This is a genomic window from Actinomadura xylanilytica (assembly GCF_030283145.1).
GTDB classification, from domain to species: Bacteria; Actinomycetota; Actinomycetes; order Streptosporangiales; family Streptosporangiaceae; genus Spirillospora; species Spirillospora xylanilytica.
The window spans coordinates 705926-728334 of the sequence record NZ_JASNWE010000001.1 but is presented as its reverse complement, the minus strand read 5'-3'; the positions used below and the strand labels follow the sequence as shown (position 1 = coordinate 728334).

The following is a 22409-nucleotide window of genomic DNA, read 5'->3' as shown; positions in this document are numbered from 1 at the left end:
CCTGAGCCGAGAACCCTGGGAGGGGCCATGGCGGTACAGCCTTGGGACCACGATCGTTACTGCGACGCGGCCGAGGTGGAGATCGCCGCGTTCGCCGAGACCGTGGCGGCGGCCGATCTGAGGGCCCCGGTGCCGACCTGCCCAGGATGGTCGACGGCCGATCTGATCCGCCATCTCGGCGGGGTGTACCGCTGGGTGGGCGGCATGGTGCGCGTGGTCACCCCCAAACGGATGGGCATGCGCGAGCTCGGCGTCTCGTTCTCGCAGGGTCCCGACGATCTGCGCCCCTGGTTCGCCGAGGGCGGCCGGTCGCTGGCCGAGGCGCTGCGCGCCGCCGACCCGGACGCGACGATGTGGGCCTGGGGCGAGGGCGGCCGGGCGGGGTTCTGGCCGCGCCGGATGCTGCACGAGACCACCGTGCACCGCTGCGACGCCGAGCTCGCCCTCGGCCGCGAGCCGGCCGTCCCGGCCGAGGTCGCCGTCGACGGCGTGGACGAGGTGCTCACCATCCTCAGGACCGCGGTCGCCTTCGCCCCCAAGATCGAGAACCTGCGCGGCGACGGTGAGGCGCTGGCCTTCACCGCCCCCGCCGCCGGTGCCCGCTGGATCTTCACCCTGCTCCCGGACGGCTACACCTGGCGCCGCGAGGACGCCGCCGGGCCGGGCACCCGCGTCCAGGCGACCGTCCAGGGCGACGCGGCCGACCTGTACCTGTTCCTCTGGGGCCGCCGCGCGCTCGGCGACCCCCGGCTGGAGTCCTCCGGCGACGCCGCCCTGCTGGCCCGCTGGTCGGAGAACTCATCCATCTAGGCGGCTACGGCAGGGCGAGCATCTGGTCGAGGGCCGCGCGGGCGTGGCGCGCGGTCTCGGGCTCGACCTCGATCTGGTTGACGACCTCGCCGCGGACCAGCGACTCCAGCGACCAGACCAGGTGCGGCAGGTCGATGCGGTTCATCGTCGAGCAGAAGCACACGGCCTTGTCGAGGAACATCACGTTCTTGTCGGGATGGGCGCCCGCCAGCCGGCGCACGAGGTTGAGCTCGGTGCCGATGGCCCAGGCCGACCCGGCGGGCGCGGCGTCCAGGGCCTTGATGATGTACTCGGTCGAGCCGACCTGGTCGGCGGCGAGGACGACCTCGTGCTTGCACTCGGGGTGCACCAGGACGTTCACGCCGGGCACGCGGGCCCGGACCTCGTCCACCGACTCCTTGCTGAACCGCCCGTGCACCGAGCAGTGCCCCCGCCACAGGATCATCCGGGCGTCGCGCAGCTCCCGCCCGCTCAGCCCGCCGTCCGGCCGGTGCGGGTTGTAGACGACGCAGTCGTCCAGCCCGAGGCCCATCTCCAGGACCGCGGTGTTGCGGCCCAGGTGCTGGTCGGGCAGGAAGAGCACCTTGGAGCCCTTGGCGTAGGCCCAGTCCAGCGCGCGCTTGGCGTTGGACGAGGTGCACACCACGCCGCCGTGCCGTCCGACGAACCCCTTGATGTCGGCGGAGGAGTTCATGTAGGTCACCGGCACCACGTCGCCGGCGATCCCGGCGTCCTCCAGGGCCTCCCAGCACTCCTCGACCTGGTCGAAGGTGGCCATGTCGGCCATCGAGCAGCCCGCGCCGAGGTCGGGCAGCACCACCCGCTGGTGGTCCGCGGTGAGGATGTCGGCGGACTCGGCCATGAAGTGCACGCCGCAGAACACCACGTAGGGCGCCTCGGGCCGGGCCGCGGCCTCCCGGGCGAGCTTGAACGAGTCGCCGGTCACGTCCGCGAACTGGATGACCTCGTCGCGCTGGTAGTGGTGGCCGAGCACGAACACCTGGTCGCCGAGGGCGGCCTTGGCGGCGCGGGCACGTTCCACCAGGCCGGGGTCCGAGGCCGGCGGCAGGTCGCCGGGACAGTCCACGCCGCGCTCGCTCGCCGGATCCGAACCGTGGCCCAGCAGGAGCAGTGGAAGGTCGCGCACGGGGGTGGTCACGGGAGTCTCCCTCCTGCGACGGGGCTTATCGTCGCTTTGACGACTAATGATGGCACATCCGGGCCCGGACCGGTCCCGGCGGGGTGGTGTGACGTAGGCCGCACCGGGGAAGGCCCCGAAACAACGCCGGAAGGCGGAATGGCCGTGCCGCGAGGTACGTTGTCCTACGGAAAGAGGCAGACCACGTCCTCGAGGACAAGCGACAGTTCGCCGCCACGGGCGGTGCAGCGAGACCCGGGAGCTGAATACATGACGGTGTCAGGCGAGACCACGCAGGAGACCACGCAGCAGGGCGTCGTGTTGACCGATGCCGCCGCCGAGAAGGCCAAGGGCCTGCTCGAGCAGGAGGGCCGCGACGACCTTGCGCTGCGTGTCGCCGTGCAGCCGGGCGGCTGCTCCGGCCTGATCTACCAGCTCTTCTTCGACGAGCGGGAGATGGACGGCGACCTGGTCCAGGAGTTCGAGGGCCTGAACGTCCGGGTCGACCGGATGAGCGCCCCCTACCTGACCGGTGCCACGATCGACTTCGTCGACAGCATCGAGAAGCAGGGCTTCACCATCGACAACCCGAACGCCGGGGGCTCCTGCGCCTGCGGCGACTCGTTCAACTAGACGGCCCCGCCGCCCGCGGCCCGGACGCTCGGCGTCCGGGCCGTTTCGGTATGGGCGGGCCGTGGACGGGCAGTGGGTAGGCAACGCGCGATTCCTGTGGTGCGATGGCCAGTAGGCTCTTCTGGCCCGCGAATCCCAAGGTGGGGTTGAAACAGCCGGCGACAAGCCGGACGACACCAACGAGGAGAGCGACGCCGTGCGCATCGCCGTGACCGGTTCCATCGCCACCGATCATCTGATGACCTTCCCCGGGAAGTTCACCGACCAGCTCATCCCCGATCAGCTCGATCGGGTCTCGCTGTCCTTCCTGGTCGACGAACTGGAGATCCGCCGCGGCGGCATCGCCGCCAACATCTGCTTCGGCATGGGCAGCCTGGGCAAGGAGTCGGTCCTGGTTGGCTCGGTCGGCTCCGACTTCGCCGACTACCGCTCCTGGCTCGACCGGCACGGCGTGGACACCGCGTCGGTGCACGTGTCCGACCTGCACCACACCGCCCGGTTCCTGTGCACCACCGACCAGGACCAGAACCAGATCGCCACCTTCTACGCCGGCGCGATGAGCGAGGCCCGCTCCATCGAGCTGCGCCCGGTCGCCGACCGGGTCGGCGGCCTGGACCTGGTGGTGGTCAGCCCGAACGACCCCGAGGCCATGGTCCGGCACACCGACGAGTGCCGCTCCCGCGGCATCCCGTTCGCCGCCGACCCGTCCCAGCAGCTCGCCCGGATGGAGGGCCCGGAGGTCCGCCGCCTCATCGACGGCGCGGCCTACCTGTTCACCAACGAGTACGAGAAGGCGCTCTGCGAGGAGAAGACCGGCTGGTCCGAGGATGAGATCCTCAGCCGCGTGGGCGTCCGGGTGACCACCCTCAGCGCCAAGGGCGTGACGATCGACCGCGCCGGCGAGGAGGGGATGCACGTCCCGGCCGCCCCGGTCGCCAAGGTCGTCGACCCGACCGGCGTCGGCGACGCGTTCCGCGCCGGATTCCTGTCCGCCCTGGCCTGGGGCCTGCCGCTGGAGCGCGCCGCCCAGGTCGGCAACCTCATCGCCGCCTATGCCCTGGAGTCCGCCGGCCCGCAGGAGTACGCCCTCGGCAAGCAGGCGTTCCTGGCCCGCATGACCGAGGTCTACGGCCCCGAGGCCGCCGCCGCGGCGGCCCCCCACCTCTCCTGCCCGAACCCGTAACCAGCGGCGATCAGGCGCCGCGCCGCCTTCCCTCCGCCGCGACGGGGGGAAGGCGGCGCGTCAAAGCCCCTGATCGAAGCCGCGCGTAGCGGGGCGATTCAGGTAGTGGGCGATTCAGTACGTGCGGCGGATGTGGAAGCCCCAGCCCCGGGGGAGGGGCTCCTCGCGGACGAAGTCCTGGGACTTCATCCGGCACCACGCGGGGACGTCGGTGCGGGCGGCGACGTCGTCGGCGAGGACGGCGACGATCTCGCCGACCGGCACCTCCCGGATCCGCTCGGCGAGCATGATGATCGGGATCGGGCACTTGCGCCCGAGCGCGTCGATCACCAGCACCGGCGGCGGCCCGGCGGGCTCGGGCTCGGGGGCGGGGCCGGTACGCTCGGGCTCGCGGTGGGTACGGCCTCGGAACCTCATCGGCGCGCCCGCCTCCCTGTTCTGGTCGTGGGGGTCATACCGTGTTCACTCCGGCGTTGCGGCGAAGGCGGGCGACGGCGCCCGGCAGTACGGCCAGGAACCGGTCGACGTCGGCCGCGTCGACGCCACGCGGCAGCGATACCCGTACGTTCCCGTGGGTAATCACGCCCATCGCCTCCAGCACATGACTGGGACGCAGGGTATCCGCCGTGCATGAACTTCCCGACGAAACGGCGAAACCGAGGCGGTCGAGTTCGCCGAGCAGCGCCTCGCCCTCGACGTACAGGCAGGAGAAGGTGACCAGGTGCGGCAGCCGCCGGACGGGGTCGCCGATGACCTGGGAGTCGCGGACGGACGCGGGGACCTGTTCGCGGATGCGCTCGGTCAGGGCGGCCAGGCGGGGGCCGTCGCCCCGCATCTCGACCCGGTAGGCCTCCAGCGCCGCGGCGGCGGCGACGGCGCCGGGGACGTTCTCGAAGCCGGGCACCCGCCGGGCCTCGCGCTCGTCCTCGGGCAGCGGGGAGCGCCACCGGTTGCCCTTGCGGATCACCATCACGCCGACGCCGGGGGGCCCGCCCCACTTGTGGGCGCTGGCGGCCAGGAAGGACCAGCCGTCCGGGACGTCGGCCCGCCCGATCGACTGGGCCGCGTCCACGAACAGGGGGACGCGGGCGGTACGGCAGGCCTCGGCGGCCTCGGCGACCGGTTGCAGGGTACCGACCTCGTGATTGGCCGACTGGAGGCAGGCCAGGACGGTGTCGGGGCGCAGCGCGGCGGTGAACTCGGCGAGGTCGACCCGGCCGGTGCGGTCGACGCCGACGACGGTGACCTCCCCGCCGTCGCGCTCGTGCGCCTCGGCGGCGTGCAGGACGCTGGAGTGCTCGACCGCGCTCACCACCAGGTGGCGTCCGACACGCCGACGGGCGCGGAGGGCGCCGAGTACCGCCAGGTGCACCGCCTGGGTGCCGGAGGCGGTGAAGGAGACCTCGTCCGCGCGGACTCCGAGGACGCCGGCGACGCGCGCGCGGGACTGGTCGAGGAGGAGTCGCGTTCCCCGCGCCACGCCGTACAGCCGCGCGGGATCGGCCCAGCCGGCGTCGAGCGCGCCGAGCAGCGCGGCGCGGGCGGCGGGGTGCGGGCGCTCGGTGGACGCGGCATCGAAGTAGGCAGCCACCCCCGAAGCCTCCCACGCGCCGCGGTGCGGGCGGGCGCCCGTCCCCCGATCCGGCGCGGCGTGGAGGCCCGAAAGTGCGCTGTGCTCGGCCTCGGCACCCGGGCGGGCCACGCCGGAAACCCAATCGGGCACCCGAGGCGGGCACTGCGTGACCCTCGCGCTAATGTGTCCACCACACGTGTGACAACTGATCTCACCGCCCGGGCAGACCGGGCATTCATCTGTGGGGAAGGCATTCCGTGAGTCCGACCCGCTCGAGGGAGCGGCGTACGCCTGTGCGCAGTCGCCGCGCATTCAAAAGCGCCGGCGCGCTCGGGCTGCTGGCGCTCAGCGCCACCGCGTGCAGCGGTCAGGCGTCACGCCTGGGCATGCCCGTGCCGATCAGCGACCAGGCCGAGCGCATGCTCAAGCTCTGGCAGGGCTCCTGGATCGCGGCGCTCGCCGTGGGCGTCGTCGTCTGGGGCCTGATCATCTGGGCGGTGCTGTTTCACCGCAAGCGCTCCGACGATCTGCCGCCTCAGGTGCGCTACAACATGCCGATCGAGATCCTCTATACGGCGGTCCCGTTCGTCATCATCGGCGTCCTGTTCTACTTCACCGCCCGCGATGAGAACTATGTCGAGAAGACGTCCGCCAACCCGGCCGTCACCGTCGATGTCACCGGGTTCCAGTGGAGCTGGCAGTTCGACTACAAGGAGAAGGACGCCGCCGGGCAGGAGAAGACCGTCGCCTCAGTCGTCGGCACTCCGGTCGCGCCGAACGCGCCCACGGGCGCCAAGCCGGTGATGACGATCCCGTCCGGCAAGACGATCCGGGTCCGGCTGCACTCCAATGACGTCATCCACTCGTTCTGGGTTCCGGCGCTCCTCTACAAGAAGGACATCATGCCGGGGCCGAAGACCAACGAGTTCGAGTTCACGGCGAACAAGACCGGGACGTACGAGGGCCGCTGCGCCGAGCTGTGCGGCGTCGACCACAGCCGGATGCTGTTCCAGCTCCGGGTCGTGACGCCCGAGCAGTACGCCAAGTTCATCGCCGATTCCAAGGCCAAGGCTGCGGGGGGTGTCCAGTGACCACCATCAGTCACGCGCCGAGCGCGCCGATCGCCGCGTCGCGGACCAGCAAGGGGCGCATCATCGCGTCCTGGCTGTCCTCCACCGACCACAAGGTGATCGGCTATCTCTACCTGATCACCTCGTTCGTGATGTTCCTGATCGGCGGCGTGCTCGCGCTGCTCATGCGGGCCGAGCTGTTCAAGCCCGGCCTTCAGATCCTGAGCAACGAGCAGTTCAACCAGATGTTCACCATGCACGGCACGATCATGCTGCTGATGTTCGCGACGCCGCTGTTCGCGGGCTTCGCCAACGTCATCATGCCGTTGCAGATCGGCGCGCCCGACGTGGCGTTCCCGCGGATGAACATGCTGGCCTACTGGCTGTTCCTGTTCGGCAGCATCATCGTGATCGCCGGGTTCCTGACGCCGGGCGGCGCGGCCAGCTTCGGCTGGTTCGCCTACTCCCCGCTGTCGGACGCGGTCCGGTCGCCGGGCATCGGCGGCGACATGTGGGTGATGGGCCTGGCGATGTCGGGCTTCGGCACCATCATGGGCGCGGTCAACTTCATCACCACGATCCTGTGCATGCGGGCCCCGGGCATGACGATGTTCCGCATGCCGATCTTCGTGTGGAACATCCTGCTGACCTCCATCCTGGTCCTGCTGGCGTTCCCGGTCCTGGCCGCCGCGCTGCTGGCGCTGGAGGCCGACCGCAAGCTCGGCGCGCACGTCTTCGACGCCGCGCACGGGGGGGCGCTGCTCTGGCAGCACCTGTTCTGGTTCTTCGGGCATCCGGAGGTCTACATCATCGCGCTGCCGTTCTTCGGCATCGTGACCGAGATCCTCCCGGTGTTCAGCCGCAAGCCGGTGTTCGGTTACATCGGCCTGGTCTTCGCGACCATCAGCATCGCCGGCCTGTCCATCACCGTGTGGGCGCACCACATGTTCGTGACCGGCCAGGTGCTGCTGCCGTTCTTCTCGTTCATGACGTTCCTCATCGCCGTGCCCACGGGGGTGAAGTTCTTCAACTGGGTGGGAACCATCTGGCGAGGACAGCTGACGTTCGAGTCGCCCATGCTGTGGTCGCTCGGCTTCCTGGTGACGTTCCTGTTCGGCGGGCTGACCGGTGTCATCCTGGCTTCGCCGCCGATGGACTTCCAGCTCTCGGACTCCTACTTCGTGGTGGCGCACTTCCACTACGTGGTGTTCGGCACCGTGGTCTTCGCGATGTTCGCCGGGTTCTACTTCTGGTGGCCCAAGTGGACCGGGAAGATGCTGAACGACCGGCTCGGCAAGGTGCACTTCTGGCTGCTGTTCTTCGGCTTCCACGGCACCTTCCTGGTGCAGCACTGGCTGGGCGCGGCGGGCATGCCGCGCCGCTACGCCGACTACGCCAACGAGTTCACCGGGCTGAACCAGTTCTCCACGATCTTCTCGTTCCTGCTCGGCGTGTCGATGCTGCCGTTCTTCTACAACGTCTACATCACCGCCAAGAAGGGCAAGCGGGTCGAGGTCGACGACCCGTGGGGGTACGGCGCGTCGCTGGAATGGGCGACCTCGTGCCCGCCGCCGCGGCACAACTTCAACTCGATTCCGAAGATCCGTTCCGAGCGGCCCGCGTTCGACCTGCACCATCCGCACGTGGGCGCGCAGAACGAGCTCGCCGGGACGAAGGGAGAGTAGCCGATGCGCGTTCAGGCGTTCATGTTCTACGGGTGCGCGGTCTTCTTCCTCGCCACCGACGTCGTCTACTGGCTGTGGTCCAAGGACTGGACCGGCACGACAGCGCTCGGGCTGGCCATCGGCCTGTCCGGTCTGATCGGGTTCTACATCCACTTCACCGTCCGGCGGCTGGAGTCGGCCAACGGCGGCCCGCTGTACGAGGACGACCCTGAGGGGAACATCTCCGACGCCGCGGGCGAGCTGGGCTTCTTCAGCCCGCACAGCTGGTGGCCGCTGTTCGTCGGAATGTCGGCCGCGTGCATCGCGCTCGGCGTGGTGTTCGGCTGGTGGCTGGTGCTGGTGGGCGTCGCGGCCATCATGATGTCGACCATCGGTCTGGTTTTCGAGTACTACCGGGGTCATTTCGCCCACTGATCGGTAAAGGATCCCCAAGGGGGCTGGTTTCCGCATTGGCGCGGAGACCGGCCCCCTTCATAATGGGCGAAGTTGCGGCGATAACGCTGCGAAGTTCTGTACTCGCTCAAAGTGACCGGGGGGTTGACGGTGCTGGTCGGCGGTTCGAGACCGAGGGACCGGGGGCGGCGGGCCACCGCGGTGCTCATCGGATTGACGGTGGCGGCGGCCGGGGCCGCCGCCTGCTCCACAGACAGCGAGAGCGTGGACGCCGGCGCGAACGGCGTCGCGCTCGCGGTGACGCCGGGCGAGGGCGGCGGGCGGCTCAGTCCCGACAGCCCGATCGCCATCCAGGCGCAGCGCGGCACGATCCAGGACGTCACGGTCTCCACGAAGGGGACTCCGGTCGAGGGCGACCTCAACGCGGACCGGACGCAGTGGCGGTCCCGCTGGACGCTCGATCCGGGCGCCGACTACGACGTGACCGCGACCGCGCTCGGCAAGGACGGCCGGACGCGGACGGTCAGCAGCAAGTTCGGCACCGCCAAGGCGAAGCGGACGGTCGCGACCACGGTCGAGGCGCCCTTCAACAAGGAGAAGGTCGGCGTCGGCATCCCGATCATCGTCAACTTCGACCGTCCGGTCACCGACCGGGCCGCGGTCGAGCGGGGGCTGGAGGTGCGCTCCAGCCGGCCGGTCGAGGGCGGCTGGCACTGGTTCGGCGACCAGAGCGTGGTGTACCGCACCAAGAAGTACTGGCCCCGGCACACCAACGTGAGCTTCCGCGCGCACCTGAGCGGCGTGAGCGCGGCCAAGGGCGTGTACGGCGGCAAGAACTACCGGGTCGACTTCCGGATCGGCGACGAGCACATCAGCAAGGCGAGCGAGGACTCGCACGAGATGACCGTCCGCAAGAACGGAAAGAAGGTCCGCACCATCCCGATCAGCATGGGCATGGGCGGCGCGACCCAGTACACCACCACCAACGGGAACCACCTGACCATGGAGAAGGACGACCCGGTCGTCATGGACTCCTCCACGGTCGGCTGCGGGCCGGGTTGCGCGGGCTACTACCGGCAGGTGGTGAACTCGGCGGTGCGCATCTCCGACAGCGGCGAGTACGTGCACAGCGCCCCGTGGTCGGTGGGCTCGCAGGGCAACAGCAACGTCAGCCACGGGTGCATCAACGCGAGCGAGTCGGCGGCCCGCTGGTTCTACAACTTCTCCTACCGGGGCGACCCGTTCAAGGTGACGGGCACCAGCCGGAAGCTGGAGCCCGAGAACGGCTGGGGCTACTGGCAGCTCTCGTGGTCCGACTGGACGAAGGGCAGCGCGCTGAAGCGGTCGATGACGACCGGTCCGCAGGTCACCGCGCAGACCGCGCCGGCCTGAGCGCCTCCGCCGGCCCCGGGAGGGGCCGGCGGCCGGGACCCCGTCCCGGACGGCCGTGACCCCGTCCGGGGCCGGTCGCCCCGGGCGGGGTCCTCTCGCGTCCGCTCAGGGGCTTCGCAGCGGAGGCGGGACGGGGACGTCGTGCATCCGGGCCCAGTCGCGGGCCATCGCGATCCGCGCGGGCCCCGCCGGGTGGGTGAGCCACAGCAGGTACTCCACCGGGTTCGGGGCGAGGTCGGAGATGTTGCGCACTGAGAGCTCGTGCTGCATCGACACGAAGACGCCGGGGTCGCGGGTCAGGTCGAGCGCGTGGGCGTCGGCGCGGGCCTCGATGTGCCGGCTGACCAGGTTCTGCACCGGCGTGCCGACCTGGGTGGCGACGGTGACCAGCGCCAGCAGCAGCGCCGCCGACCGCGGATCGGCGGCCCCGCCGTCCTTGCCCGGCCCCGCCCGGACGCCGGCGCGGCGCAGCAGCCACGGCGAGGTCATCAGGAGCTGGAGCAGGCAGAGGGCGCCGGCGACGCCGAGCGCGCCGACCAGGGTGCCCCACAGGACGTCGTCGCGCTTGGCGTGGCCCAGCTCGTGCGCGACGATCGACTCGACCCGCGCCGGGGGCGACTTCAGCAGCGTGTCGTAGACGACGATGCGTCGGGTCGAACCGAAGCCGGACACGTAGGCGTTCAGGGAGGTCGTCCGCCGGGACGCGTCGGCGACCAGCACGTCCTTCACCGGCACCCCGTCCCGCTCGGCCATCGTGAGCAGGTCGGACCGCAGCCGGCCCTGCGGCAGCGGGTGGAACTTGTTGAACACCGGCTCGACCGCGATCGGGTAGAGGAACGACACCGCGATGACGAGCACGAGGCCGCCCGCCGCCGCCCCGGCCCACCAGTAGCGCGGGAAGCGCCTGATCACCGCGTAGAGCAGCAGCAGCGCGATCGTGTAGATGACCCAGGTCACGCCGAGCGACTTGAGCTGGTCGGCCAGCCAGGACGGCCAGGACTGCGTGGACAGCCCGTAGCGGCGCAGCACCGACTCTCTCCACACGTCGAACGGTAGCCCGGCCAGCCGGAACACTGTGGTCAGCGTGACCGCCGCCAGCGCCACGCGCAGCGGGCGGCGCCGCACCCGGGCGGCGGCCCGGCCGATCAGGCGGGCGCCGAGCGGGCTCAGGCCGAGCGCGAGCACGACGGCCAGGCCCACCAGCAGGCCGCTGTAGGCGGGCGGGTTGAGGGCCGAGTCGAACGCCTTCGACCGGGCGATCTCGGCCGGGGTGAAGTCGAGGGCCCGGTCCGCGGCGGTGTGGCCGCCGGGCACGTGGCCGGGCAGCGGGTTCCACGGGGTGGTCAGCCCGAGGAGTGCGCCGACCGCGGCGAAGAGCACGGCGGCCGTGCCGGCGGCGGCGACCCTGGCCCGCCGCATCCCGCGGTCGGGGGGCGGCTCGCTCATCGCAACTCCTTCTTCAGGTAGTCGCGCCACATGGCGGTGAGGCGGTCCCGGGTGAGGCCGAGCACGTCGCGCAGCGCGGTGGCCTCCGGGGCGTGCCCGGCGGCCCGGTACAGGCGTACGAGGGTCGCCTCACCGTATCGGTCGGAGATCATCCGGCAGGCGAGCCATGCCTCCTGGTACGCCTGGGAGAGCCGCGGCGAGGTCCCGGCGAACGCCTCGCGGCCCGGCAGCGCGGCGGGGAGCCGTCCGGCCACCAGGTCGCGGCGCAGCTCGCCGGCCGCCGCCCGGACGTCCACCTCGGCCCTGCGGTAGCCGACGTAGTCGGCGAAGCCCTCGATCAGCCAGAGCGGGGTGCGGGTATCGCCGGCGCCGCCGGTGGCGACGTGGGTCAGCTCGTGGGTGAGGACCACGTCGCGGCCGAGGGAGTTCAGCCGCCCGAAGGTGCCGGGGGAGATGATGATGCGGTCCTCGCCGCGCCCGCCGGCGGCGCCGGGCGCGCGGGTGGCCAGCGCGGCGATCTCGCGCAGGTTCTGCCGGGGCCCGGCGAGCGCCGCGGCCTGGGCGGCGCCCGCGGGGACCAGGGCCACCGCGCGGCGGGCCCAGCCCTTCCCGACGACCCCGGTGACCGCGGGCACGGCGGCGTCCAGCCGGCGGGAGATCTCGGCCAGCTCCGGGGCGTCGCCGATCACCAGGCTGGACCTGCCGCGGACGGCGCGCAGCGGCGCGCCGTCCCAGAAGTCGGCGTCGTCGCCGCCCGCGCCGGCGCCGACGATCACCCAGGCGCCGGAGCGGGGCGCGAGGGTCAGCCGGCGGGTGCGCTGCACCTGCCCGCGGTCGAAGCCGCGCAGCTGGTACCGCAGCTCGACCCGGACGACCGCGGCGTCGGCGGAGTCCGACTCGACGGCGGAGAGCCGCTCCTCCCAGGAGTCGAGGGGGAGCCGGCGGAGGTTGTCGTACAGCCGGGCCTGCGCGTCCTGGACGGCCGCCGGCGCCGAGCCGACGGTGGCCAGGAAGGCGGTGCGGTCGCCGTCACGGACGGCGCGCGCCCGGTTGGCCAGGATGTCGCGGGCCGGGCCCGGGGCGAACGGCCCGGCGGGCGCGCCGGAACCGGGGCCGGTTCCGGCCGCGGGCGGACGCGGGCCGCCGGAGCGGGCCGCGACGAGGCCGGCCCCCGCCGTGAGGCAGGTGGCCAGTCCGGCGGTGCCGAGAGCGAGGGCGCCGCGCCGCGAGAGCCGCCGCGCGCCGCCTTCCACCTCCGCGAGCCGGGGGTCGTCCTCCATGGCCGCGATCCTATTCAGCCGCGGCCGGGCGCCGGGTCCCGTGCCCGGGACCCGGCGCTTCCGGCCGGTCGGCGCTTCCGGTTACTTGGCGTACTCGGGGTAGCCGTACCCGACGATGCTGCCGGTGTCGCGCTGCCTCACCTTGACCGCGTTGCTGGTGTTGCCCTCGACGGTCTCGACGGTGCCGTCCTTGTTGTCCTTGATCACCATGCCGACATGGACGATCGCGTCGGTGCTCTTGTCACCGTTCCAGGAGAAGAAGACGATGGCGCCGGGCTTGGGCGCGGTGCCCCAGCGGCCCTGCTTCTTGAACCATTCGGCGTGCGCGACGGTCCAGGCGTCGGTGCCCACCTGGTCGCTGAAGCCGACCTGCTCGCCGACCCAGGAGACGAACATGTCGCACCACTGGGCTTCGCTGTATCCGGAGACCGAGCCGCCGTCGCGCTTGACGGTCTCCTTGGCCCGGTCGGTGGACATGTACCAGTCCTGGAACTTGGTCTTGCCGGAGCCGTTCTCCTCGACCCCGAGCTGGGACTTGGCCACCTTGATGGCCTCCCCGGCGGTCGGCTTCTTCTTGGCCGGCCTGCCCTTGGCGGCCTTGGCCTTCTTGGGCGCGGGCGACGCGGAGCGGGGCCGCTCGCCCGGCATCTGCACGGCCGCCGCTGCTGCGGAGACCTCGGCCTTCCCCGGCGAGAACACCGCGGCCTGGGCGGCGACGGCGGCGGTGCTGAGGACGGCCGCACCGGCGACGACGCCGACGGTGGTGCGGAGGCTGATGACCAGGGGGGTGGACTTGCGTTGGTGCGTGCCTGTCACGGCGGTATCTCCTTGGCTTCCATACCGCCTACCGGGTTAGCTGACGGGTTCGGGCGTGGAAGCTGCCCTACGGCCTGTGAAGAGGCCGATTCACCCCAGGGAACGATGGGTCCCCGGCTGTGCCGCGGTGCCGTACTGGCACCGGGCGCACTCGGCGGTGGGGCGCCCTGTGAGGGCGCTCCGGATGTGAACTGTCGGATTCCCCAGGGGGGAAGGGACGTGGCCGCCCCCCGCGCACGGCGTCCGCGGTGGAGCGGGACGGGGCGCGGGACTCCTCAGGGGATGGGGAGTCCCCAGGATGGAGGAGCAGGGGACTGGGCGACCACGTCCGTGGTCGGGCTCAGCCGCCCGTCAGTAGGGACGGACGGCGCCGGCGAAGGTCTTCTTGCGGTAGTCGTTGAGCTTGACCACCTTGACCTGGCTCCCGCTGTTGGGAGCGTGGATCATGTAGACCTTCTTGCCGACGTGCTTGGTGACCATGCCGACATGGCCCTTGCCGTTGAAGAACACCAGGTCGCCGGGGGCGAGCTTGTTCCAGGAGACCTTGTTCTTCACGGCCTTGTACTGGGCGGTGGTGACGCGGGGCAGAGTGACCCCGGCCTTCTTGTACGACCACTGGACCAGGCCCGAGCAGTCGAAGGCGTTCGGGCCCGCCGCGCCGTAGCGGTAGGGCTTGCCCTTCTTCTTCTGGGCGTAGGCGAGGGCGCGCTTGGCGAGCTTCTGCCGTTCGGCCCAGGACTTGTGCTTGGCCTGCTTGACGACCTTGGCGACCGGTACGGGCTTGGCGGCGGCCTCGGCCGGCGCCGCCTGGACGGCCGCGATGAGGGGAGTGGTCACCACCGTTGCGGCCACGAGGCCGCCCGATATCCGGGCACGGCGGGACATGCTGCTGACAGCGTTGCTGGACAGGGGTTCTCCTTCTTCCAGACGCCTACCGGGTTAGCTGACGGGTTCGGGCGTGGAAGCCGCCCTACGGCGTGCCGTCGCCCACCGGGGGTTCCGGAGGGAGGGGCGCGCCGATTCACCCCGGGGAGCCGGTTCAGGGGGCTGAACGCGGCGATGTGGGTCCCCGGCTCCGCGCGATGGCGGACTCGGCGTTGCCGCTATGGTCCTTGGGCGCGATGGGGCCCGGCACAGGACGGGTGTCCCGTGTGCGAAGGAGCGGCTTGGTTCTGTTCGGGGTTGACGGCTCCGCTGATGTGGAGCCGTCGGGCCGGTGCCCTGGGGGCCGTCGTGGCGCGCTCTCAGCGCCATGCACGCTGGGGGAGTGCGCACGATGCGGCCGGGCCGGCCGGTCTCCGGAGAGACGGAGGCGGCACCTGGACGGTGCCGTCCGGGGAGCGGTACGTGGTGCGCACCGCGGGGGTGTGGCCCCGTGGGGACGGCGCCTGGGAGGCGCCGACGGGGCGGTGGGCGCCTGGCGGGCGTCCCGAGTAGGTGCCAAAGTACCAAAAGGTATTCAGAAGGCAAATCCCGGCAAAACCGACAAGTGCCAGCTCAGGGGCTCGCGCGAGCCCCCGGAAGCGGTCCGGGCCCGTCCGGGAAACGACTCGGGCCCGCCCTCCGGCCCCCGAGGGGACTGGCGGGCGGGCCCGGACGGCGCCGCTAAAAAAGCAGTGTCAGGGGCGTCCCGAACCGTAGTAGTTGGACGCGTAGTACCCCGAGCCGATGTCGACGATCTCGACGTTCTTGCCCGTGCGCGGGGCGTGGATCATCTTGCCGCCGCCGACGTACATCCCGACGTGCCCGAGGCTGCTGAAGAACACCAGGTCGCCGGGCTGGAGGGCGCTCTTGTCGACGCGCTTGGTGGCGGCGAACTGCGAGTTGGTGGTGCGGGTGATGCCGACCCCCGCCGCCTCCCAGGCCCGCATGGTGAGGCCGGAGCAGTCGAACGAGCTCGGACCGGTCGCCCCGTAGGAGTAGGGCTTGCCGAGCTGCGCGTAGGCGAAGTTGAGCGCCGTGCGCGCCGAGCCGCTGGCCGGGCCGGTGTACGAGCCGCCGGTGCCACCGCCGCCGCCGCCACCGGTCGAGCCGGTCGACTGGCCCAGCTTGGCCAGCATCTTCTTCTGTGCGTTGACCGACTTGTCGACCTTGGCCTTCTGGGCCTTGAGCTCCTTGGCCTTGCCCGCGACCTCGTTGTAGGTCGCCTGCGCCTGCGCCTCTTCACGGCGCAGCCGCTGGGTGGCGGCGAGGAACTGAGTCAGCTCGGAGCTGCGGTTCTGTGAGAGCTGGGTGAGGACCGCGGTCTGGTCCAGCACCGCCTGCGGGTTCTCGCTGCCGATGAAGCCGGGCAGGTCGCCCGAGTCGCCGGCCTTGTAGGCGGTGGCCGCCATCGCGGCGATCTTGCGGCGCTGCTCGTCGAAGCTCTTCCGCTCGGCCGCGCCCGCCTTCTTGGCCGCCTTGAGCTTCTTCTTGGCGACCTTGAACTGCTCGTCGACCTGGTTGTACTTTTCCACCAGCTGGTCGACCTGCTCGTTGAGCTTGGTGAGCTTCTTGCGGACCTCACTCGCGCTCGGCTTCGGCGCCGCGTGCGCCGTCACCGCGGGGGCGGTGATGGAGACCGCCACGGTCAGGCAGGCGGTCGCCGCCAGCCGCCGGGAGGTGCCGCGTCCCACGAGAACGCCCCGTCGGCCTCGCGAGCGCGCAGAGGCCACGGGGTAATCATTGGCCACGGTGTACATCGCCCCTCTCATCCAAGACGTCAGCGGTGACATTAGCGAGGGGCCACACCGGTCACAACTGGTTCGTCACTCTTGCACTGGTTCTCGGCTGAATACCCACTTTGCGTGAGGACAAGATCACGAAGTGCGGCGATCCGGCCCCCGGAGCCGGCGGCGGACGGGGGCGGCGCCGGGCCCGCGGACGGGTGGAAGCCCAGGACAAGCCCGCTAAAGGTCCTAGGAACGTCCCAGCCGGCGCAGCAGCAGCGTGGAGGGCGCGGGCCTGGCCCCGGCCCGCCGGGCCGCGTCGGCGACCTCACGGTCGGCGGAGACCACCACCACGGCCCGGCCGGGCGGCTCGGCCCGCACCAGCTCCCCGATCAGCTCGTCGGCGGTCTGCCCGGGATGGCTGAACAGCACCCGCACGCCGCGCGGCGCCGCGATCGCGACCGGGGTGTCCAGCTCGGCGCCGTCGAACACGCAGGTGACCTCGGCCCTGGTCTGCGCGGCCAGCCCGCCGAGGCCCGACAGCAGCCGGGTGCGCTGGTCGGCCAGCGGCAGCTCGCCGTAGCCGGTCTTGGTGACGTTGTAGCCGTCGATCACCAGATGCACCTGCGGCAGCGTCAGCAGCCGCTCCAGGAGCTGCGGGTCGCTGTCGGACAGTGCCCGGCCCGGCAGCGCGCGGTGCGCCTGCTTGCCGGGCTCGACCGCGCCGACCGCGTCGGCCGGCCGGGCGATCGTGGACGGCAGGGCCAGCTCGCGCCGGACGCCCTGCGCGGCGTCCACCAGGGTGTCGAGCAGCATCCGCAGCCGGACGTCGTCGACGTTGCGGCCCTCCCGGGAGGCTCGCCGGGCGGCCTCGGCCGCCGCCTCGGCCTGCCCGAGCCGGCCCCGCAGCCGGCGCATCTCCTTGTCGGCCGCGGCGGTCGAGTCGCGGGCCGCGGCCAGGTCCCGCGCGGTGTCGACGGCCAGCGACTCGGCCCGGTCCTGGGCGGACTTGGCCTTCGTCCGGGCCTCGTGCAGCTTGCGGCGCAGCTCGGACACCTCGGCCTTGCTGTCGCGCAGCTCGCCGCGCAGCTTCTCCAGCTCGCCCGCGCGCGCGGCGCGGGCGGCGGCCACCTCGTCGCGCAGCTCGGCGATGCGGCGTTCGGCGGCCTCCTCCTCGGAGGCGCTCGCGGACCGCTCCAGCTCCTCGCGGGCCGCCTCGACCAGCCCCGTCCAGCCCCGCGGCCGAAGCAGGTAGGCGATGACCGCGACCGTGACCGGATCGGCCGCCGGCGGGACGTCGCGGGACTCGACCGCCTCCACCAGCTCGGGCTGCGCCTCGCGCAGCGGCCCGGCGGCCCGCAGCCGGAACGCGTCGTCCTTCTCCAGCAGCGCCGCGATCGGATGCCCGGCGAGCTTGGCGCGCTTGCGCCGCTCGAACCGGGCGAACGGGCGCAGTGGCGCCGGGACCTCGTCGTGCGGAAGCGCGCCGATCAGCTCGGCGGCGGCCTCCACCACACCCTGGCGGACCGCCTCGGGCAGGGGGCGGGACGGTCGCTCCGCCTCTTCCGGGCCGCTGTCGATGATCCGCTCCTCCCAAGGCCGCTGCCGGTGCGTCGTCTCTTCCCGAGTGGCACGCACCTTAACCAGTGTGAACGCGCGATGACCGGCGGGGCGGTGCCGGGCATGACGCGCGATCGGCCGGGAGAGCGCCGCGCTCCCGACGGGACGTCCCCGGCGGCCCCCGCCCGATGGGACGCCCCGGCGCCGCGACCACCCTAGCGGGGCGGCACTCTGTCGGTGGGGTGCTCTACGGTCACGGCATGACCGCTGCACACGGCGTCCAGGGGACCCTCGACGATCTCGGCACGCCGCTCGCCGGCGTCACCTTCGTGGTCGTCGACCTGGAGACCACCGGCGGCTCCCCGGCCGAGTCGGCCATCACCGAGATCGGCGCGGTCAAGGTGCGCGGCGGCGCCGAGCTCGGCCACTTCGGCACGCTCGTCGACCCGGGCGGCCCGATCCCGCCGTTCATCACCGCGCTCACCGGCATCACCCAGACTATGGTGACGGCCGCGCCCCGGATGGAAGCGGTGCTGCCGGCGTTCCTGGAGTTCGCCCGCGGCAGCGTGCTCGTCGCGCACAACGCCCCGTTCGACATCGGCTTCCTCAAGGCCGCCTGCGCGGCGAGCGGCTACGCCTGGCCCGCCTTCCCCATCGTCGACACCGTCGACCTGGCACGCCGGGTGCTGGGCAGGGACGAGGTCCCCAACTGCAAACTGGGCACGCTGGCCCGGTTCTTCCGCGCCGCCACCGAGCCGACGCACCGGGCGCTCGCCGACGCCCGCGCCACCGTCGACGTGCTGCACGGCCTGATCGAGCGCATCGGCTCGTTCGGCGTCACCACGCTCGAGGAGCTGCGCGGGTTCGCCAAGGCGCCCACGCCCGAGCAGCGCCGCAAGCGGCACCTCGCCGACGACGTGCCGAGCGCCCCCGGCGTCTACCTGTTCGAGGATCCCGGCGGCGAGGCGCTCTACGTCGGCAAGAGCGGCGACCTGCGGTCCCGGGTGCGCGCCTACTTCACCGGCTCGGAGACCCGCCGGCGGGTCCGTGAGATGGTCGGCCTGGCCGAGCGCGTCCGCACCATCGTGTGCGCCACCGGGCTCGAGGCCGAGGTCCGCGAGCTGCGCCTGATCGCCGCGTACAAGCCGCGCTACAACCGGCGCTCGAAGTTCCCCGAGCGGGCCATCTGGATGAAGCTCACCGTCGAGCCGTTCCCGCGGCTGTCCATCGTGCGCGAGTGCCGCGACGACGGCGCGGTGTACCTCGGGCCGATGTCGTCCCGGCAGCAGGCCGAGGACGCCCGCGCGGCGCTGCACGAGGCCGTCCCGCTGCGGCAGTGCACCCAGCGGCTCACGCTCCGGCTGATCGAGCGCGGCCGGGCCCGTGCCTGCGCGCTCGCCGATCTCGGCCGGTGCGGCGCGCCCTGCGACGGCCGCGAGCCCGAAGAGGCGTACGCGCTGCACACGGCCGCCGCCCGGTCGGTCATGCGCGGCGACGTGCGGCCGGTCGTGGCGGCGGCGCAGGCCCGCATCGACCGGCTCGTGTCCGAGCTGCGCTACGAGGAGGCCGCCGCCGAACGCGACCGGCTGGCCGCGTTCGTCCGCGCCGCGGCGCGCGGGCAGCGGCTCGCCGCGCTGGCCGGCTGCTCCCAGCTCGTCGCGGCCAGGCCCGCGTTCGACGGCGGCTGGGAGCTGTCGGTGGTGCGGTTCGGCAGGCTCGCCGCGGCCGGGACGATCCCGCCGCACGCGCACCCCCGTCCCTACGTCGACGCGCTCATCGCCACCGCCGAGACCGTCTTCGCGCCCGCCGGGGGAGCACCGGGCGGCGTGCCGCCCGGTCCCGGCCCGGCCGGGGGCGCCACCGCCGAGGAGATGGAGTGCGTGCTCCGCTGGCTCGACGCGCCGGGCGTGCGGCTGGTCGAGGTCGACGGCGTCTGGAGCTGCCCCGCCCACGGCGCCGAAGGGCTGCGCCGCCGCATCGACAACGCCTACGTGGCACCCGATCCGGGAGATCAGGGAGCGGCTCGGCCACTAAGGTGATCGGGAAAAATCCGGCGAATCGGTGAGGACCCCTCCTTCATGGCCCTGCCCCTCTATGACAGCCAGCCCACGCGGCGGGTGCCATGGATCACCTACCTGCTGGTGGCGGCCAACGTCGTGGTCTTCCTGCTCACCCCGATGTCCAGCTTCGCGACCTGGTACGGCGGCAGCGGGGCCCGCGAGTGCAGGACGGCCCACTTCACCTACCAGTACGGCGCGGTGCCGAAGGAGCTCACCAGCGCCGAGCAGCAGCCGCTGCCCGCCGAGATCGCCGGCGAGTGCGGCCCCGCGGCCTTCCACAAGGCACCCTGGACGTCGGCGTTCACCTCGATGTTCCTGCACTCGGGCGCCCTGCACCTGCTGGGCAACCTGGTGGCGCTGTTCGTGGTCGGCATGGGGGTCGAGGACCGGCTCGGACGCTGGCGCTTCCTGCTCAGCTACCTGCTGTTCGGGCTGGTCGCGGTGTACGGGTTCGCCTACACCTCGCCCGGCTCGGAGGTGCCGCTGCTCGGCGCGTCCGGGGCGATCGCCGGCGTGATGGGCGCCTGCCTGGTGCTCAACCCCCGCGGCCGGATCGTCAGCTTCGTCCCGCCGGTGATCGTGGTCCGGCTGCCGGTCTGGGTGGTGCTGGGCTACTGGTTCGTCCTCCAGTGGCTCTCCCTGGGCGACGACGAGAGCAACGTCGCCTACACCGCCCACATCTACGGCTTCGCCGCCGGCATGCTGTTCGCGCTGCTGGCGCGGCGGGCGGGTCCGGTGCGCGGGGCCGTGGCCCTCAGCCGCGGCTGAGGGCGCGGGCGGCCCTGGGTAGAGTCTGAGGTGATCTATCTTCGGGAGGACGCTGTGGTCACCGCGATCGTGTTCGTCAAGGCGGATGTCGCGAGCATCCATGAGGTGGCCGAGACGATCGCCGCCCTCGACGGGGTCAGCGAGGTCTACTCCATCACCGGCGCGCACGACCTGATGGCGATGATCCGGGTCCGCCGGCACGAGGAGCTCAACGACGTGATCCCGGGCCGCATCAACAAGATCCCCGGCATCGTCGACACCGAGACCCACATCGCCTTCCGCACCTACTCCCAGCACGATCTGGAGGTCGCGTTCTCGCTCGGCCTCCCCGACGCCGGCTGAGCCGTTCCGAGCCCGAGGCCCGAGGCCCGAGGCCACCGGCCGTCGCCCCGCTGGGCCGGGAGGGCTCAGAGGCCGCCGGAGGAGTCGTCGGTGTCCGAGGCCATGTACTGACCGCCGGTCTCTGCAGGGCGGGGCCCAGCAGGAGACCGGTGTGCGGGATCGCCCTGAGGGCCGCCCGCTCCACGGGGTCGCCGGACGGCGTCCACGCGGTGCCGTTCCGAAGAGATCGTGATCCGGCCGTCCCGGCTCAGTGCGACCAGCGCGACCAGCGCCACCCGGCCCGGCCCTCCGCACAGCCAGGCGGATTCATAGAGATCGTCCACGATCCGAGCATCGCCCGGCCGGACGTCCGGTACCAGGTCCAATGACGCATTCGTCCGAAATGTCGCAGGCTGGGCCGGTGGAGCGGCGCCGGGACGGGCGGGACGAGCGCTCGGTGCTGCGGCGCGTCACCGAGCGGCTCGACTCCCTCACGGCCTGAGCGCCTGCGACACCTCGATCCAGCGGGCGAGCAGCGCCTCCGCGGCGCCGGAGTCGACCGCCTCGGCCGCCCGCGCGTACGCGGCGCCCAGCGCGGCGGTCAGCTCGCCGGCGGGCGGCGTGCCGTCGTAGGCGGTGATGAGCGCGGCGGCGTTCAGCAGCACCATGTCGCGCACGGGGCCGGGCCGCCCGGCGAAGACCTCGCGTGCCACCCGGCCGTTGAAGGCGGCGTCGGCGCCGCGCAGGTCCTCCGGCTTGGCCGGCGGGATGCCCAGGTCGGACGGGTCGAACGCGGTCTCGGTCGAGGTGCCGTCGCGGACCACCCACACGGTGGACGTGCCGGTGGTGGTCAGCTCGTCCAGGCCGTCGTCGCCGCGGAACACCAGGGACGAGCAGCCCCGCTCGGCGAACACGCCCGCGATGATCCCGGCCATCCTCGGGTGGAACACCCCCACCGCCTGGGCGGCGGGCCGGGCCGGGTTAGTCAGCGGGCCGAGGAAGTTGAACACCGTGGGGGTGCCGAGCTCGCTGCGCGTCGTGGCCGCGTACCGCAGCGCCGGGTGGAACAGCGGCGCGAAGCAGAAGGTGATGCCGGTCTCCTCGGCGACCCGCGCGGTGCGCTCGGGCGGCAGGTCGATCGCGACGCCGAGGCCCTCCAGCAGGTCGGCGGCGCCGCACGAGGACGACGCGGCGCGGTTGCCGTGCTTGACCACCTTGACGCCGGCGGCGGCGCCGACCACCGCGGCCATCGTGGAGATGTTGACGGTGTGCGCCTGGTCGCCGCCGGTGCCGACCAGGTCGGCGATCCGGCCGGTGACCTCGATCGGGGTGGCGTTGTCCATCATCCCGCCGGCGAGCCCGGCCATCTCGGCGACGGTCTCGCCCTTGGCGCGCATGGCCACGGCGAAGCCCGCGATCTGCACGTCGGTGGCCTCGCCCGTCATGATCCGGTTCATCGCCCAGGCGGTGTCGGTGCTGGACAGCGACTCGCCGCCGAGCAGGGCGTTGAGCAGGGCGGGCCAGGTCGTTCGGGCATCCATGTGTCCCCCAGGGTGAGGTGGGTCCTCGGGGACGGCGGGGCCGGTTCGGCCGGGGCCCTCGGACGGGGGCCCACCCCGCGCCCCCGGCGAGC

General features: G+C 72.2%; 20 protein-coding genes and 2 riboswitches. Of the genes, 10 read left to right on the top strand and 10 right to left on the bottom strand.

Going from position 1 to position 22409, the window contains the following annotated elements:
- The first annotated feature begins 27 nt into the window (after positions 1-27).
- Positions 28-810, top strand: coding sequence for a maleylpyruvate isomerase family mycothiol-dependent enzyme (locus QP090_RS03415; RefSeq protein WP_285936963.1), 783 nt, complete (start codon positions 28-30; stop codon positions 808-810).
- Positions 811-814: 4 nt separating this feature from the next.
- On the opposite strand, the gene nadA is transcribed toward QP090_RS03415, so the two are convergent.
- Positions 815-1969, bottom strand: a complete 1155-nt coding sequence (nadA, locus tag QP090_RS03410) for a quinolinate synthase NadA (RefSeq protein WP_285936962.1) — start codon at positions 1967-1969, stop codon at positions 815-817.
- 249 nt (positions 1970-2218) lie between these two features.
- Between nadA and QP090_RS03405 the strand changes: the two genes are divergently transcribed.
- Positions 2219-2581 (top strand): HesB/IscA family protein, encoded by a 363-nt coding sequence (locus QP090_RS03405; protein ID WP_285936961.1) that lies wholly within the window; start codon positions 2219-2221, stop codon positions 2579-2581.
- A gap of 196 nt (positions 2582-2777) precedes the next feature.
- Complete coding sequence (locus tag QP090_RS03400) at positions 2778-3764, top strand: carbohydrate kinase family protein (RefSeq protein WP_285936960.1); 987 nt, start codon at positions 2778-2780, stop codon at positions 3762-3764.
- A 114-nt stretch (positions 3765-3878) separates the two neighbouring features.
- Here the strand turns inward: QP090_RS03400 and QP090_RS03395 are convergent, their stop codons facing one another.
- Both QP090_RS03395 and QP090_RS03390 read right to left on the bottom strand, forming a co-directional pair.
- Positions 3879-4181, bottom strand: a complete 303-nt coding sequence (locus tag QP090_RS03395) for a sulfurtransferase TusA family protein (protein WP_285936959.1) — start codon at positions 4179-4181, stop codon at positions 3879-3881.
- Positions 4182-4215: 34 nt separating this feature from the next.
- On the bottom strand, positions 4216-5355 hold the full coding sequence (locus QP090_RS03390) for a cysteine desulfurase family protein (RefSeq protein ID WP_285936958.1): 1140 nt from the start codon (positions 5353-5355) through the stop codon (positions 4216-4218).
- A 275-nt stretch (positions 5356-5630) separates the two neighbouring features.
- Between QP090_RS03390 and ctaC the strand changes: the two genes are divergently transcribed.
- The 4 genes from ctaC (at position 5631) to QP090_RS03370 (ending at position 9877) form a co-directional block, all read left to right on the top strand.
- Positions 5631-6428: an aa3-type cytochrome oxidase subunit II gene (gene ctaC, locus QP090_RS03385; protein WP_285936957.1), complete on the top strand. Its 798-nt coding sequence runs from the start codon at positions 5631-5633 to the stop codon at positions 6426-6428.
- Positions 6425-8092, top strand: coding sequence for an aa3-type cytochrome oxidase subunit I (gene ctaD / locus QP090_RS03380; protein WP_285936956.1), 1668 nt, complete (start codon positions 6425-6427; stop codon positions 8090-8092). The genes ctaC and ctaD overlap by 4 nt, the downstream gene beginning before the upstream one ends.
- 3 nt (positions 8093-8095) lie before the next feature.
- Positions 8096-8506 (top strand): cytochrome c oxidase subunit 4, encoded by a 411-nt coding sequence (locus tag QP090_RS03375; RefSeq protein WP_285936955.1) that lies wholly within the window; start codon positions 8096-8098, stop codon positions 8504-8506.
- A gap of 111 nt (positions 8507-8617) precedes the next feature.
- The gene (locus tag QP090_RS03370) at positions 8618-9877 is read left to right on the top strand and encodes a L,D-transpeptidase (RefSeq protein ID WP_285936954.1); all 1260 of its coding nucleotides are present in this window, start codon (positions 8618-8620) and stop codon (positions 9875-9877) included.
- Positions 9878-9982: 105 nt separating this feature from the next.
- Here the strand turns inward: QP090_RS03370 and QP090_RS03365 are convergent, their stop codons facing one another.
- The 6 genes from QP090_RS03365 to QP090_RS03340 form a co-directional block, all read right to left on the bottom strand.
- Complete coding sequence (locus QP090_RS03365) at positions 9983-11323, bottom strand: M48 family metallopeptidase (protein WP_285936953.1); 1341 nt, start codon at positions 11321-11323, stop codon at positions 9983-9985.
- Positions 11320-12603 carry a hypothetical protein gene (locus tag QP090_RS03360; protein WP_285936952.1) on the bottom strand — a complete coding sequence of 428 codons (1284 nt, stop codon included), beginning with the start codon at positions 12601-12603 and terminating at the stop codon, positions 11320-11322. The genes QP090_RS03365 and QP090_RS03360 overlap by 4 nt, the downstream gene beginning before the upstream one ends.
- Before the next feature lie 81 nt (positions 12604-12684).
- Positions 12685-13419: a CHAP domain-containing protein gene (locus QP090_RS03355; RefSeq protein WP_285936951.1), complete on the bottom strand. Its 735-nt coding sequence runs from the start codon at positions 13417-13419 to the stop codon at positions 12685-12687.
- 10 nt (positions 13420-13429) lie between these two features.
- Positions 13430-13577, bottom strand: a riboswitch (cyclic di-AMP (ydaO/yuaA leader).
- A gap of 193 nt (positions 13578-13770) precedes the next feature.
- Positions 13771-14271 (bottom strand): C40 family peptidase, encoded by a 501-nt coding sequence (locus tag QP090_RS03350; RefSeq protein WP_285936950.1) that lies wholly within the window; start codon positions 14269-14271, stop codon positions 13771-13773.
- 60 nt (positions 14272-14331) lie between these two features.
- A riboswitch (cyclic di-AMP (ydaO/yuaA leader) is annotated at positions 14332-14526 on the bottom strand.
- Positions 14527-15038: 512 nt separating this feature from the next.
- Positions 15039-16034 carry a C40 family peptidase gene (locus QP090_RS03345; protein WP_285936949.1) on the bottom strand — a complete coding sequence of 332 codons (996 nt, stop codon included), beginning with the start codon at positions 16032-16034 and terminating at the stop codon, positions 15039-15041.
- 282 nt (positions 16035-16316) lie between these two features.
- Positions 16317-17705 (bottom strand): NYN domain-containing protein, encoded by a 1389-nt coding sequence (locus QP090_RS03340; protein ID WP_285936948.1) that lies wholly within the window; start codon positions 17703-17705, stop codon positions 16317-16319.
- A gap of 182 nt (positions 17706-17887) precedes the next feature.
- Here QP090_RS03340 and QP090_RS03335 point away from each other — a divergent pair, with 182 nt between their 5' ends.
- Genes QP090_RS03335 through QP090_RS03325 form a run of 3 tightly spaced genes read left to right on the top strand, consistent with a single transcriptional unit; the run spans position 17888 to position 20797 of the window.
- A complete protein-coding gene (locus QP090_RS03335) occupies positions 17888-19666 on the top strand; it encodes a DEDD exonuclease domain-containing protein (RefSeq protein WP_285936947.1) in 1779 nt (592 codons plus the stop codon).
- A gap of 39 nt (positions 19667-19705) precedes the next feature.
- A complete protein-coding gene (locus tag QP090_RS03330) occupies positions 19706-20455 on the top strand; it encodes a rhomboid family intramembrane serine protease (RefSeq protein WP_285936946.1) in 750 nt (249 codons plus the stop codon).
- A 54-nt stretch (positions 20456-20509) separates the two neighbouring features.
- Entirely contained in the window at positions 20510-20797 is a 288-nt protein-coding gene (locus tag QP090_RS03325; protein ID WP_285938557.1) for an Lrp/AsnC family transcriptional regulator, read from the top strand.
- 470 nt (positions 20798-21267) lie between these two features.
- Here the strand turns inward: QP090_RS03325 and trpD are convergent, their stop codons facing one another.
- Positions 21268-22317 carry an anthranilate phosphoribosyltransferase gene (trpD, locus tag QP090_RS03320; protein ID WP_285936945.1) on the bottom strand — a complete coding sequence of 350 codons (1050 nt, stop codon included), beginning with the start codon at positions 22315-22317 and terminating at the stop codon, positions 21268-21270.
- Positions 22318-22409: the final 92 nt, after the last annotated feature.

What these genes read in the sequence shown, in the direction of transcription:
- QP090_RS03330 (WP_285936946.1), top strand. Translation starts at nt 19,706, where the DNA reads ATGGCCCTGCCCCTCTATGACAGCCAGCCCACGCGGCGGGTGCCATGG.
- QP090_RS03405 (WP_285936961.1), top strand. Translation starts at nt 2,219, where the DNA reads ATGACGGTGTCAGGCGAGACCACGCAGGAGACCACGCAGCAGGGCGTC.
- QP090_RS03365 (WP_285936953.1), bottom strand. Translation starts at nt 11,323, where the DNA reads ATGAGCGAGCCGCCCCCCGACCGCGGGATGCGGCGGGCCAGGGTCGCC.
- QP090_RS03415 (WP_285936963.1), top strand. Translation starts at nt 28, where the DNA reads ATGGCGGTACAGCCTTGGGACCACGATCGTTACTGCGACGCGGCCGAG.
- QP090_RS03360 (WP_285936952.1), bottom strand. Translation starts at nt 12,603, where the DNA reads ATGGAGGACGACCCCCGGCTCGCGGAGGTGGAAGGCGGCGCGCGGCGG.
- trpD (WP_285936945.1), bottom strand. Translation starts at nt 22,317, where the DNA reads ATGGATGCCCGAACGACCTGGCCCGCCCTGCTCAACGCCCTGCTCGGC.
- QP090_RS03375 (WP_285936955.1), top strand. Translation starts at nt 8,096, where the DNA reads ATGCGCGTTCAGGCGTTCATGTTCTACGGGTGCGCGGTCTTCTTCCTC.
- QP090_RS03335 (WP_285936947.1), top strand. Translation starts at nt 17,888, where the DNA reads ATGACCGCTGCACACGGCGTCCAGGGGACCCTCGACGATCTCGGCACG.
- QP090_RS03395 (WP_285936959.1), bottom strand. Translation starts at nt 4,181, where the DNA reads ATGAGGTTCCGAGGCCGTACCCACCGCGAGCCCGAGCGTACCGGCCCC.